Genomic DNA, 298 nt, shown 5'->3' on the forward strand with positions numbered 1-298 from the left:
GTGTACTTAGGCACGCAGGTGCTGATTCGGGCATTACACGAACTTCAACGATGTTGAAGGGCGTTCCACCATTAAGTTCGACCGAGCGCAGTAGGTTGCTTTTCTTAGCTTCGATTAGATCTTCGTTCTTCTGCATATCGTCTTGATTGTAATACTGCGTTATCGGCAGGGTACAAATCAAAACGGTTGGTGCTGTTGGATCAAGTTCGGTTTGCTGAAGGGCATTATGAACTGATAGTAGGTTTTCATCGCTTAGTTGGTAGTCAATATGCTGCGTATCTAGTGATGAGTCTGAGGT

At 45.0% G+C, this 298-nt stretch carries 1 protein-coding gene; it reads right to left on the reverse strand.

The genetic code is table 11. The annotated features are described in order from the left end of the window. A partial coding sequence (gene parM, locus AB4585_RS28775) for a plasmid segregation protein ParM domain-containing protein (protein WP_372172198.1) occupies positions 1–298 on the reverse strand: 298 nt, incomplete at both ends.

The sequence above is a fragment of the Vibrio sp. 10N.222.49.C9 genome, assembly GCF_041474985.1.
Classification (GTDB): Bacteria; Pseudomonadota; Gammaproteobacteria; order Enterobacterales; family Vibrionaceae; genus Vibrio; species Vibrio crassostreae_C.